The sequence below is a fragment of the Aggregatimonas sangjinii genome, from assembly GCF_005943945.1.
Taxonomy (GTDB): domain Bacteria; phylum Bacteroidota; class Bacteroidia; order Flavobacteriales; family Flavobacteriaceae; genus Pelagihabitans; species Pelagihabitans sangjinii.
Genome location: NZ_CP040710.1, coordinates 1,350,570 through 1,363,964 on the forward strand (window position 1 = coordinate 1,350,570; position 13,395 = coordinate 1,363,964).

Annotated in this window: 11 protein-coding genes; 5 read left to right on the forward strand and 6 right to left on the reverse strand. The window is 41.4% G+C overall.

Going from position 1 to position 13,395, the window contains the following annotated elements:
• Positions 1 to 21 precede the first annotated feature (21 nt).
• Genes FGM00_RS05460 through FGM00_RS05475 form a run of 4 tightly spaced genes read left to right on the forward strand, consistent with a single transcriptional unit; the run spans position 22 to position 5,275 of the window.
• Complete coding sequence (locus tag FGM00_RS05460; protein ID WP_138851928.1) at positions 22 to 1,302, forward strand: sugar isomerase; 1,281 nt, start codon at positions 22 to 24, stop codon at positions 1,300 to 1,302.
• A 10-nt stretch (positions 1,303 to 1,312) separates the two neighbouring features.
• Positions 1,313 to 2,686, forward strand: a complete 1,374-nt coding sequence (locus FGM00_RS05465) for an FGGY-family carbohydrate kinase (protein ID WP_138851929.1) — start codon at positions 1,313 to 1,315, stop codon at positions 2,684 to 2,686.
• Positions 2,687 to 2,695: 9 nt separating this feature from the next.
• A complete protein-coding gene (locus FGM00_RS05470) occupies positions 2,696 to 3,847 on the forward strand; it encodes an alpha-hydroxy acid oxidase (RefSeq protein WP_138851930.1) in 1,152 nt (383 codons plus the stop codon).
• Between the two features lie 12 nt (positions 3,848 to 3,859).
• The gene (locus tag FGM00_RS05475) at positions 3,860 to 5,275 is read left to right on the forward strand and encodes a purine-cytosine permease family protein (RefSeq protein ID WP_138851931.1); all 1,416 of its coding nucleotides are present in this window, start codon (positions 3,860 to 3,862) and stop codon (positions 5,273 to 5,275) included.
• A 118-nt stretch (positions 5,276 to 5,393) separates the two neighbouring features.
• On the opposite strand, the gene FGM00_RS05480 is transcribed toward FGM00_RS05475, so the two are convergent.
• From FGM00_RS05480 to FGM00_RS05500, 5 genes are all read right to left on the reverse strand, one after another.
• Positions 5,394 to 5,825: a BLUF domain-containing protein gene (locus FGM00_RS05480; RefSeq protein WP_175416188.1), complete on the reverse strand. Its 432-nt coding sequence runs from the start codon at positions 5,823 to 5,825 to the stop codon at positions 5,394 to 5,396.
• 306 nt (positions 5,826 to 6,131) lie between these two features.
• Complete coding sequence (locus FGM00_RS05485) at positions 6,132 to 7,619, reverse strand: alpha/beta fold hydrolase (RefSeq protein WP_138851933.1); 1,488 nt, start codon at positions 7,617 to 7,619, stop codon at positions 6,132 to 6,134.
• 103 nt (positions 7,620 to 7,722) lie between these two features.
• The gene (locus tag FGM00_RS05490) at positions 7,723 to 7,962 is read right to left on the reverse strand and encodes a hypothetical protein (RefSeq protein ID WP_138851934.1); all 240 of its coding nucleotides are present in this window, start codon (positions 7,960 to 7,962) and stop codon (positions 7,723 to 7,725) included.
• Positions 7,963 to 8,134: 172 nt separating this feature from the next.
• On the reverse strand, positions 8,135 to 9,265 hold the full coding sequence (locus FGM00_RS05495; RefSeq protein WP_138851935.1) for a helix-turn-helix domain-containing protein: 1,131 nt from the start codon (positions 9,263 to 9,265) through the stop codon (positions 8,135 to 8,137).
• Positions 9,266 to 9,351: 86 nt separating this feature from the next.
• Complete coding sequence (locus tag FGM00_RS05500; protein ID WP_236262937.1) at positions 9,352 to 10,821, reverse strand: sulfatase; 1,470 nt, start codon at positions 10,819 to 10,821, stop codon at positions 9,352 to 9,354.
• Between the two features lie 611 nt (positions 10,822 to 11,432).
• Here FGM00_RS05500 and FGM00_RS05505 point away from each other — a divergent pair.
• On the forward strand, positions 11,433 to 12,296 hold the full coding sequence (locus FGM00_RS05505) for an acyl-CoA thioesterase (RefSeq protein ID WP_138851936.1): 864 nt from the start codon (positions 11,433 to 11,435) through the stop codon (positions 12,294 to 12,296).
• A gap of 33 nt (positions 12,297 to 12,329) precedes the next feature.
• Here FGM00_RS05505 and FGM00_RS05510 read toward each other — a convergent pair whose 3' ends face one another.
• Positions 12,330 to 13,367: a zinc-dependent alcohol dehydrogenase gene (locus tag FGM00_RS05510; RefSeq protein WP_138851937.1), complete on the reverse strand. Its 1,038-nt coding sequence runs from the start codon at positions 13,365 to 13,367 to the stop codon at positions 12,330 to 12,332.
• Positions 13,368 to 13,395: the final 28 nt, after the last annotated feature.

Here is a 13,395-nt window from a genome sequence, read left to right on the forward strand (position 1 = left end):
CAGTAGTAAACACGACCTAGTATGAGAATAGATGAGAATCGACTTGAGGATGCCAATAAAAAGAGCATTGCCAGGCATAACGAGCATTTCGATTTCTTGGCCGGCATCATGACGAATGACGGACACGATATTAACGCGATTTTACAAAAACTTCAAGACTTTCAGGTTGCGATTCCTAGTTGGGCACTTGGTGCCGGAGGAACCCGATTCGGACGTTTCGGATTTCAGGGCGAACCTGCTAATCTCGAGCAAAAAATAGATGATATCGGAATACTGCATAAGCTAACGCAGACCGCTGGGGCCGTATCATTACACATTCCGTGGGATGTTCCCAGCGATTACGATGCCATCAAAGATTTGGCCAAGTCGCATGATATCGTCTTCGATGCCGTTAACTCCAATACTTTCCAAGATCAAAAAAACGCCAAAGAAAGCTATAAGTACGGGTCATTGAGCAATACCAATAGTGCCGTTCGCGAACAAGCCATTGCGCACAATGTCGACGTAATCAAAATCGGTGATAGGCTCGGTTCTAAAAGCTTGACCGTCTGGTTGGCCGACGGTACCAACTTTCCCGGACAAGGCAATTTTCAGAAAGCACTTAGCCATACCGAGGATAGTTTGAAGGAAATTTACAAGACTCTTCCCAATGATTGGAAGCTGTTTATAGAATATAAGCCGTACGAGCCTAATTTTTACAGTACGGTAATACAGGATTGGGGTACTTCTTTTATGCTCGCCAATGCCTGTGGGGATAAGGCCTACACCTTGGTCGATCTTGGCCACCATCTTCCCAATACCAATATCGAACAGATTGTTTCGACCTTGATGTTAAAGGGAAAATTAGGGGGTTTTCACTTTAACGATAGCAAATATGGTGATGACGACCTAACGGTCGGTAGCGTAAAACCCTATGCCTTATTTTTGATTTTCAATGCGCTGGTATACGGGATGGAAAATAATCCGCAGAATCCCTATCCGGCATGGATGATAGATGCAAGTCATAATGTAAAAGACCCTTTGGAAGATTTGATCCAATCATTGGAAGCCATTCAAGAGGCGTATGCCAAGGCCTTATTGGTCGATCAAAAAGCGCTCACCTTGGCGCAACAAAATCACGATGTCGTAAAATGTCAGGAAATACTTCAAGACGCCTATCGAACAGATGTTAGACCCTTACTGGAAAAAGCCAGGTTGAATCGAAACGGCGCTATAAACCCTATTGAGACGTATCGCACTTTAAAAATCAGGGAAAATCTAATTAAGGAAAGAGGAGCCGACTCCGTGGCATCTGGACTATAAGAAAATTACAATGAGCATTAAAGTTACTGCGGTATTCGATATCGGTAGAACCAACAAAAAGTTTTTTCTTTTTGATTCGGATTTTCAAGAAGTGTATCGTGAATATAGCCGTTTCGATGAGATTACAGACGAGGATGGGTATCCCACCGAAAATTTGAACGCTCTTGAAAACTGGGCAAAAGCCGTATTCGACAAGATGCTGAACAATCCTGAATTTGAAATAATAGCCTTGAATTTTTCATGCTACGGGGCGAGTTTGGTGCATCTTGACGAAAACGGAAACGTACTTGCACCCCTTTATAATTACATGAAGCCCTTAAAAGATGAAATTTATGATTCTTTTTACGATACCTATGGCCCTGAAAGTGAACTTTCCAGGGTAACAGGTTCACCGAAATTGGGAATGCTGAATACTGGTATGCACCTGTACTGGATGAAGCATACCAAACCAGCTGTTTACGATAAAATTAAATATTCGCTTCACCTTCCCCAATACCTCAGTTATTTGTTTACAGGAGTTCCAGTAAGTGAATTTACTAGTATTGGCTGTCACACCTTACTCTGGGATTTTGAAAAAAAAGACTACCATGCTTGGGTGTATCAAGAAGGGATAAATGAAAAATTACCCCCCATTGCTTCTTCAAGAAAAACGATACCGGTTACGTATAATGGAAAATCCATTCAAATGGGTGCTGGCATTCATGATAGTTCTTCCGCGCTGTTACCCTATATCAGAAGTATTTCGAAACCATTTGTTCTGGTCTCTACGGGAACCTGGAGCATTTCGATCAATCCGTTCAACAAGGGTATGCTTAGCGCAGAGGACATTGAAAACGATAGTCTCTTCAATATGCGAATCGATGGGAGTCCTGTACGCGTTTCAAGACTGTTCCTTGGAAACGAGTATAAGCTTCAAGTGAAAGCACTATCTAAATATTTTAAGGTACCAGAGGACTCCCATAAGAAGGTAAAGTTTAATCAGGACACCTTTTTTGAGGTCAACAAAGACTTTGTTCCGATGTTCAAATGGTCTAGTATTGCCTCTGAAACTATGCCCGAAAAGACTAAAATTACGTATACCAAATTCGAGCACGCCTATCATCAACTTATGTTGGAATTGGTCTTGCTGCAAGAAAAAAGCATACGGTCGGCCATTGGAAATGAAAAAATCGAGCGATTGTACGTTGATGGCGGGTTTAGCGATAACGAGGTGTATATTCAAATGCTATCGCACTATTTGAGAAATATGAAGCTCAGCACCACGGACTCTTCCTTGGGATCTGCCTTGGGGGCCGCTATAGTTATTTCGGACGTAACTTTGGAGCCTAAATTTTTAAGGAAAAACTACTCACTCAAAAAGCACCGTCCCCTAACATTAAAATAAACCATTTTTATGGCCCAGGAATTCAACCCCGACTACCCGTCAATGGACGATTTGAGAAGCAAGGCCAAGCGCCGTATACCCAAATTCGCATTTGAATATTTAGATGGTGGCTGCAATGAAGATGTTAGTATTTCCAGAAATACCGCCGAGATACGTGAAGTGCAATTACAGCCCAGATATTTGAGAAACAGAGGTGTTAGTTCAACTAAGACTTCCGTATTGGGCATGGAATTCGATGCACCTTTCGGAATTGCGCCTGTCGGTCTTCAAGGTCTGATGTGGCCCAATTCTCCGGAGATTTTGGCCAAGTCGGCGTTTAAAAACAACATTCCCTTTATTCTGAGTACCGTAACTACGATGAGCATAGAACAGGCAAGCGAATTGACCGAGGGAAACGCTTGGTTTCAGTTGTACAATCCTGCCGAGGATGCGTTAAGAGACGATATCATTGAACGCGCGGCAGCGGCGGGATGTCCTGTGCTGGTTTTGCTTTGCGATGTACCGACCTTCGGGTATCGGCCTAGGGATATCCGAAACGGACTCGCCTTACCGCCAAAAATGTCGATTACCAATATCATGCAGATAATGGGTAAACCTACTTGGGCATTTAACACCTTAAAATATGGTCAGCCAACATTTGAAACCCTGAAGCCCTATACCCCTGAAGGATTAAATCTGAAGCAGTTGGGGCAGTTTATGGATAAGACTTTTTCCGGACGTTTGAACGAGGAGCGTATAAAACCTATACGCGATAAATGGAAAGGAAAATTAGTGCTCAAAGGCGTAGCTTCCGAACAGGATACCCAAGATGCCATACGACTGGGTTTCGACGGTATCATCGTTTCGAATCATGGCGGTAGGCAGTTGGATGCCGCCCAATCAACGATAAATTCCCTCTCGGAAATCACGGCCAAGTACAGTAATGAAATAGAAGTCATGATGGATAGCGGACTTAGGTCGGGACCGGATATCGCCAGGGCAATGGCAACTGGCGCCAAATTCACTTTTATGGGTAGGTCTTTTCTATATGGTTGCGGCGCTTTGGGAAATAGGGGGGGAGACCACACCATATCGATGTTGAAGACACAATTTAAGCAGGTAATGGACCAGTTGTGCTGCGAACGTGTGGAAGACTTACCAAAACACCTAATAACCAACTAAAACCAAATAGTAATGACCCAGTACAATATAGACGAGGAAATCGAGGAAATCGCCGGTGGCGAATTCGAGAGGGAACCCGTACCACCATCGAAATGGAAAAGTTGGAAAAGCTTTTTGGGAATGTATGCAGGCGAGCATGCGGCAGGCACCGAATTCATGATCGGCCCTTTGTTTTTAACAGCTGGCGTAAGTGCTTTCGATTTGATCGTTGGTTTATTGATAGGAAATCTCTTGGCCGTTTTGAGCTGGCGCTTTCTTACGGCTAAGATTGCTGTCGAAAATCGGTTAACACTCTACTATCAATTGGAAAAAATCTGTGGAAAGAAATTGGTCATCGGCTATAATCTGGCCAATGGAATACTCTTTTGTTTTCTTGCCGGGGCCATGATTACGGTCTCTGCCACGGCAGTTGGAATCCCGTTCGATATGGAAATGCCGAAACTGACCGACACCACGCCCAATGGAGCCACATGGGTCATCATAGTGGTGCTCATTGGCGCGGTCATCTCATTAATCGCCTCCAAAGGGTACGATACGGTCTCGAAGGCTGCGAACTGGATGTCTCCGGTAATTGTTCTTGCATTTATTGCCTGTGGTATTGTGGCCCTTAATCAACTGGGAGTAAAGAGCTTTTCAGATTTTTGGAATATTTGGGGCGAAGGTTCGGAACCTTTTCCAGGTCAATTGAAATACACCTTTTGGCATGTCGTCATTTGGTCTTGGTTCGCGAATGCGGCCATGCACGTAGGTATGTCCGATCTTTCGGTTTTTAGATTTGCAAAAAAAGCCGATTCGGGCTGGACTACCGCAGCGGGAATGTATGTAGGGCACTATATGGCCTGGATAGCGGCAGCTTTGCTCTATGCGGTTTATCTCAAATCACCAGAGGCACAAGCATTTTTGGCCAATGGAGAGGCACCACCGGTGGCGCCTGGTCCGTTGGCAAACAACGCCATTGGCATTTTTGGCATTATCGCTGTGGTTTTGGCGGGTTGGACTACGGCCAACCCCACGATTTATAGGGCAGGACTGGCATTTCAGGCCATCATGCCCAAGGTCTCCACTTTTTGGGTAACTATTATTGCCGGTACCGTAGCGACAGTGGCCGGACTTTTTCCAGCTTTTGCGATGAAGTTACTGGGGTTCGTGGCCTTATACGGTTTTATCCTAGCGCCTTTTGGGGCCATTATCGTCTTTGAACATTTCTTTCACAAAGAAGCAGGAGTCGTTAAGAATTATGCCGAAGTGGCGAATATTCAATTTAACAAGTCAGTCTTTTTGGCTTGGGCGATAAGCTTTGGCCTATTCTATTTTATCTCCTTGCAGTTTGATGTGTTCCTATCTTTTGTAACACTACCGGCCTGGTTGTTATGCGGAGTTTTGTTTCTGGTATTCAGTAAGCTATGGCAAAAAAAGAATTTGGTATAAGAATAAGATTCTTAATGAAACACTTACCTCCAAAAACGAAATAATCGTATTAAGATTAGCTGACGGAAGGCAATGGCACTGCGCGACTTTCTTTTACTCTAAAGAATAACAATAAAGACTAAGAATCGCTTAATTTTCGATGGTCTTCCAATAATTTTTTGGTAGCCTTCCAGAAATGTATCGAGGTCGGATTTAGGCCGTAGCTCGAGTCTGCATCGTCGATAAAACTACTTACGAGTAACTTCAAATAATGCAGTTGGCAGTTGTTGCCAAAAAGGTTTTCATAGGCCATATCCCAACTGCCGAACTCGCGCTCCTCGATTTGTGTCGATGAAAGCAGGGTAATATCAAAGTGTCTGTCATCCTGTTGAATACGGTCATAAAGTGTCATGACTTTATGCTGTTCTCCTTCGAGATATTGAATAAAATGTTCATTGTAAAAAAGCAAACAGCCGGTAATATCTTTCTGCTTGTTGTTTCTGCGGGCTTTTTCGAGAATTTCAGCTATTTGACTTCCTCCAAGATTCGGATTGGCCTTTGACCGATACATTAGACAAAACATATTTGGGAAGTGTTTTGGTCGGTAGTGCATACAATAAAAGTAGTAAATATTCAGGAGTAATGGGCGAAAATTTACTATTTCTTTGATGGAGAAATGTATCTAAAAGTCGATGATTCTCTTTGTAAAACTATTTGATTTCTGAAGCTTTGAGGTATTGTTGATATGGGTATGTAGAAGTAGTGCGACTTATGCCTTTACTTTCCAATTTATAACTAACTTAAAATCTACGAAAATTGCCCTCGATGAAGCACTTCAACCGCTATGTTGTAAGAAACGCGTAGGAAACAGTTACTTCTATTCCGTTTTAAATTTGAGACCTTCAATCTGTCGGAAACAATCAGAGTTTGGTTCCTGCCTGGGCTTATTGAAAAAATCATTTGCCGATTCCATTGCACATCGGTTGCTCCAATTAGTTGTTGGTGTATGTTTCCAACCTTTAAAAATAAGATGAAAGCTATTCGTGAAATTGTGAGTCATCGACTTTGCCCATTTCGCTGGTGTCTTATTATCATATTCTCCGCTTATAAATAGAACAGGAATATCGCTTTGGACTGCATAATTTTCAATTTCCGCAGCTTTTTTGACGGCCCATATTTCGCATATCTCATTGTCAAAAACAGCAGGTGACAGTCCTTTCACTTCTGGATATTTGTTTGTTTCACTTTCTATTTTGTCAATAGGATTAAAAGGATTTTCTTCTGAACACCATACAGAAAGACGCATTCCAACTCCCGCACCGCCACTCGGCTCTTGAAAGAGATATGCCAGTCTTTCTTTTACGGAACTCATATCATCATTCAATAATTTGGCAATTTCAGATGGAATGTTAGGAACACTTCCGGTCGAAGCTGAAGTGAACACCGTAATTAAATCGCTGCCACTTAAGTAAAATGACTCCAAATTACCAGTTTTTGGGTTCTCGACTTCAACTTTTAACGGATCAATTGTCTTTTCCTTTAAATACTCAAAAAATCGATTTTTAATGTTTGGATAAGCAGTGTTGCAGTCTTTGTCGTTTTTACAATCGGAAAGCAATGACGTGATAGACTCCATTAGATTCTGAACGCTTTCTGCATCGTAATTCACTTCCAAAGGAAGCGGCGAATCCATTACAACACTTCTAATTTTATCTGGATAATCACGCATTAAGACTTGAGCGATTTTAGTGCTGTACGACATTGTAAGTAGATTGTATTCGTCAATTCCTAGGGTGTTGACCAAATCATTGATGTCAGCTGCTATTTCGTTGGTATTGTATCCATTTAAGTCAATACCTTTTTGTTCCAGCCGTTCTTTGCAAGATTTCGCTGCTTTCGCAAATAACTCATCGTATTTGGCTGAATCAAAATTGGGTTGATTTGATTCATAGATTGCCTGTGCCCATTCCGGGCAATTTAAATGTGGTCGCGCATAATAATTTCCACGTTGCTCTACGAGAATAAAATCCCTGTCATCAAGATATGTGTAGTAATTCATGTATTGCGCAGATGGCATTGTAGTTGACCCTGGGCCACCTACCGTATAGATGATGGGGTCTTTTTTTGGGTTTTTGCTTCTACTTTTGAAAATATAGACCGGAAACTTTATTGATTTTCCAGTCGTATTGTTTCTGTTTTCAAGAACCTCTAAATACCCAAATGTGTAGTCTTGTCCGTCAGGAATTTTATGCGTTGTTTTTTTAGAAACCGAAAAAGTTGGAACAAATTCTTTTGCTGTCTTTTGTGTCGATTTGCAGCTCAAAAAAATACAAATAACCGCGATGAAGTATAGGTTGGTTTTCATAGACTTTAATTACTTTTTGTTACCATCCAAAACGCTGAGAAATTCTTATCTGTAGCTTGTGTTCTATCTTCTAATATCTCACTTTTATGGTAAAATATAGTATTTAAATACCTGAGTCGTAATTTGATACAAAAGCACCATAACTAATTCCTGATTGCGTGTTGATTGGTGCATTTCTAGTTTTTACAACTTGGCGATAAAACTCACTTTTGGAGATGTTGGCCTCATTTTTCGTGCTGTTTTTCATAGCAAAATTTGAATCTGTTTTATCCTGTGGAGTTATATCGCGTTTCCATCTAACAACTAGAACCGAAAAGGCCATATCTGTAGATAGCGCTCTCAAATTACTAAGAATTGACAGCAATAAACTCTATAACAATACATAAATTATTGTCATATTAAGCGGTTTTTAATTTGGCACAAACCTATACTATTGATATTGGAAAACAGTTTCAAATGGCAAATTGAAACCTATTTAGTTGCATTAAAACAGTGTCATTATCAGAGTTGACACCTTACCTTTTAGTCTTTAACTCGCTTGGCAAAATACCAAGTTGCTTTTTAACTGCACGGTTAAATGAAGACTTTGAATTAAAACCTGCATCCATAGCGATGCTGAGCAAAGTATATTTTGAACTATTGGAATTTTGCAAAAGTAATTGCACTTCTTTTACTCTGTATTCATTTACAAAGTCATTAAATCGTTTATTATAAATCTCATTTAGACTTTTTGAAATGAGATACGGTTTAATCTTCAACCGTTCTGAAACACTACGCAGTGAAAGTTCTTGGTCTTTAAATAACTTATCGTTTTCCATTGCATTTTCAAGCTGTCTAGATATATCCTTAAGTCGTTCGAATTCGTCAGGATGTATTCTAGTCTTGATAGTGAGCTTCGGGTCATTTCGTCTAGAAAAACCTTCTAATCCTATCCAATATGTTATAATAGCTATCCCTATAAAAAAAGGATAGTAATAAAATCGAGTAAAATAAAAATAAGAACCATTATTCAAAGATTTATAAATCACTAAATCAACCAAAAGAACAATCAAGACCAATGAAAAATAGACCAAAAATGATGTTATGATACGTTTTATCCAGGCGGGATCAGTTCTTTTGATTTCAATCTTTTCATTTACTGAATTCACTAGTTTTAGGGATTTGTAGGCATATCCGATTATTAAAATACTGGCCACTATATAAATGGTTGAATTGTTCATCCATACTACGTAACCATAATATCCCAACCACGATAAGCTTTCTTTTGTACCGTCCCAATATATATTTTGAAGCCTTACAAAAACACTACAGCATATTTGAACAATAACCGGAAGAAAATGTATCCAATCTTTCTTTTTAAACTTAAAATTAGGCTGTGTCCGTGCTTTTGTGTAAAAGTATATAAGTGCACCATAGATCCAACTTATGTCTATCATCACGTAATACCAACTATCATAATACCCTAAACCAAACAACCTCATTATTTGAATAGAAAGACGATAAGACAGTAAAAGTAGAATCGTTGCTAATATTCTATTGGCCAACTTATTATGTTTAGTCGATTTAAGGAGGATAAATCCATAAATCATTCCTTGAATAGAGCCAATAGCGAGTAGAAGTATGATTACGATTGTTCCTATGTCCATAATCCTTGAAATACTGAGTATTTTGTCCTTTTAAAAATGCCTATACGATTGTTTAGGTCTAATTACCTACAATACCTACCATAAATTTAGCCCTGTTGTAATTTATTTTGCAGTTCTTGCTTGAGTTTTTCCACCAGTTCGGGGTGTTTGTCAGCAACATTTTTGGTTTCTCTATCCTTAGTCGTATGGTCGTACAGTTCTACAAAGCCATCTTTATGAAGTGTCAAGCGATGTGTTGCCGTTCGTATGGTAGAGACGTCTTTATAATAAGCTATGGCGGGATGCCCTTTCTTAGTCGGATTGTTCAATATATTTTTTAAAGATTCTCCCTGTGCGAACTTAGGAATCTCGACTCCCGTTAAATCGCAAAGCGTAGGAAAGATATCGAGTGTCTCGACCATGGCATCGGTTTTAGTGTCTTTTTGGTCCATTCCGGGATAACTGATGATCATTGGGGAATGTAGCGACTCCTCGAATAGACTATGCTTTCCCCAAATGGCATGTTCCCCAAGATGCCATCCGTGATCGCCCCAAAGTACGACAATAGTGTTTTTGTCGGCTCCTGTGCGAGCCAACTCCGCCAAGATTTTTCCGACCTGAGCATCGGCGTAACTGATTGCGGCAGCATAATGGCGGCGTACCTCCTCGGCAAAGCTTTTATCCTCGTTAGGATCATTTCCCCAGCGGTTATACTGCTTAAATTCTCCTGAACCGTGCCAGGTCGTTCTTCCTTCCGGCTTTTGCGGATGTGGTATTGGCGGAAGTTCGACTCCTTCATACTGGTCAAAATACGATTTTGGCGCGCCGAAAGGCAAATGTGGTCTTATGATGCCAACGGCCAGAAAGAACGGTTTTTTATCGTTCATGGAAAGTGCTCCCAGTTGAGCGACCGCCTCATTTGCAATCGCCCCGTCAGGGTAGATGGTATCATCTCCCTCAGTGGTCTGATAAACGTCCATCTCGCTGCTCTTGATTCGTGTTTCGCCATTTGCCAGACCATGCATTGCACCACGCGGATGCTCCCATTCCGAAACGGGCATCAAATGCTTATCCCATGCATTGGGCATCTCTACAATAGAGCTGTCATTCCAATTTTCACCACCTCTTCCCCCTGGATGATGGGATACTTTTCCAACGGATACCGTTGTGTAGCCGTACGCTTTAAACCACTCCGGCATGCTTGGGTCGATTTTTTCAGTGCCCTTCGCCAGTTCGTTCGCTCTCAGAAAAAGGGCATTGTTGCCGGCCGGTCCGTATTTGCCAGTCAACAATGTATAGCGCGATGGGCCGCAACTCGGCGCATTGACGAAATGTTTCTGGAAAGAGACCCCATTTTGGGCCAATTGATCAATATTCGAGGAACTTATATAGGATGCGCCAAAACTTTTCAGCTCAGGGCGCAGGTCATCCACACAAATAAGCAGCACATTTGGCTTTTGTGCGGTTTCCGTCATTTCTTTTTTATTTTCTTTACAAGAAATGAAACTCCCGAATGCTAGTGCTATCAGCAATAGTAGTATTCCCTTTTTCATACGTGCTGTCTTCTTGGTTTCCATATCTTTTCCTTTTTCACGTCACTTGCGCCATCTCCTCAACTAATAATCATTTTGTGACTCGAGGTAAAATAGTACTTCAAAATCTAGAGACTGTTTGGAAATATGTCGTTAGAATTGTTATGATCTATTTTTGATGCATTATGAGGCAAAATTTTTGAGCATAGCAGCGCTACGGTCAAAAATTTTAACGAAATAAGGCGCAAAAAGAGGCTTTAAGAAAATAAGCGAGATATTTCCAAACAGTCTCTAAGTTACTTTTATTTTGTAAGCACGACATATTTAAAGGGCATTGAATTATCGATTGCGCATCGAATTAGTACGCGTGTATCCGCTGAAGCGGACGACTAGCAGCGGTATACGGATGGATATTGATCTTTGTTTCTCCAATCTTTCCTTTCAATTTGCATTAAGACAACGTCATTCTTGGTGATATATAGAATAAGTTAACTAGGATAGTAACTAGAAAAGTAAACGAATTTCGTGGGATGCGTTCCGTGAGCCTACAGTACTCTGGTAGATTTACATAAAGTCTAGGACTGGGCTCCATACTTTTTTTGTTCTGTATAGAAGCTGTACTTTTAATTCTTGATAGATCGACTAAAAGACTTGAAATGCATGTACTAGAAGATTTGATAGCCTTGTTGACCCTCAAGAAAGTGGACGATACCATTTATGAGGGAGAAAACTATCAGGCTCCTTGGGGTAGGGTTTTTGGAGGTCAGGTATTGGGGCAATCGCTGCACGCCGCTTACCAGACCGTTCCAGATGATCGTGTCGTACATTCCCTTCATGGCTATTTTATTCTGGGTGGGGATTTAAGATATCCGATACGTTATGAAGTAGATACCATTCGAAATGGAGGAAGTTTTACCACCAGACGTGTCGTGGCGAAGCAAAACGGAAAGGCCATCTTCAATATGGCGGCATCCTTTCAGGTCAGGGCGGAAGGCGTGGATCATCAGATTCCCATGCCGAATCTGATTCCTCCGGAGAAGTTGACCACCAGCCTTGAACAGCTAGAGGAAATCAAAGAAACATTCCCCAGTGCATACCATCGCTTAAGAGCGATCCAACCCAAAGTATTCGATTTTAAACCGGTTGAAAAGTTTACCGCGCAATTGGCGAAAAATGGGTCTCCTTTTTTCAATATTTGGCTTCGTACGGCAGAAAAGGCGCCGATAGATTTAAGGATGCAACATCAGTTGATGGCCTATGCCTCCGACTATAATTTGCTCACTACGGCAACCTTACCGCATCGCGAGAAGCTCAACAAGGGAAATACATTTTACGCCAGTCTGGACCATGCGATTTGGTTTCATCGGGATTTTGATATTCAAAACTGGTTGTTATATAGTATGGATAGTCCGAGCGCTTCGAATTCAAGGGGTTTCGCGAGAGGAAGTATTTTTGATAGAAAAGGAATTTTGGTTGCTTCGGTAGCCCAAGAGGGGTTGATGCGGGAACAGGTCATTTAGGAGATTGGTTACACTTTTGACACCGGAGTTGCCTTAGTCCTCTTCAGTACATTCGATAAGTATATGAATGACATCCTTGGCATTTTTATCATTACGTAGCTGAAATGCCTCTGCCACTCGCTCTAAAGGAAAAACGTGCGTTATCATCTCCGATGTATTCAGTAAACCGTCTACAAACAATTCCATGCCTTTTTGAAAATAGTTCCGCATATCTATATCGCTACGGGGCTCTGTTGAATATATTTCCAATCGCTTCCGATGTACTTTGAAGAAGTCGACCGGTTTGTTGCAGATACCAATACAACCATACATCACTATCTTCCCCCCAAAGGCCGCAGCATCAATCGCATCGACCATTCCATCTCCGTCCAATAGACAAGGAATTACCACGTCAAAACCATCCGGAAACTCCTTCCGCAATACATCCATGGTGGGGGTATCCTCAGCCGGAATTTTATACACATGGGTAGCCCCATACTTTTTTGCCAACACCAAGTTTTTTTCATGCAGATCCGTAACCACTAAATTTTTGGGACTGTAGAGCTTTATAATTTGGGTCATTACGAGACCGCTTACGCCCTGTCCGGTAATCAAAACATTGGTATTCGGTGATATGGACGATAAATCGGCGGCATGAAGAATTCCTGGAAGTACTTCTAGCGTACTTATTTCCTTCATTGGAAACCATTTGGGGAGTACCTTGATGTTAAAGGGTTTACAGACGATATATTCGGCAAATGCTCCCCAAACATACCTACACGCCACTTTGTCCCCTTTTCTTATTCCAGTGACATTCGCTCCTGTTTTTTCGACAACACCGGCTACCTCATGTCCTAAACGCGTAGGCATTGACAAATATTCCGGTTTTCGGAGACCTCTGTATGTTTCAACATCCGACCCGCATATACCCACGAACGTTATTTTAATGAGCACCTCGTCATTCATAGGCTCCGGTATTTCGGCGTAGGCCATACCGATTTCATAGGGCGCGTGGAGTACGGCCACTCTTTGGGAATTGGGCGATTGTTGGGAAACTAATTTAAGATTCGCTAATTGCATCTGACTGGCCATAATTTGCTCATTTGATGACGACCATTTC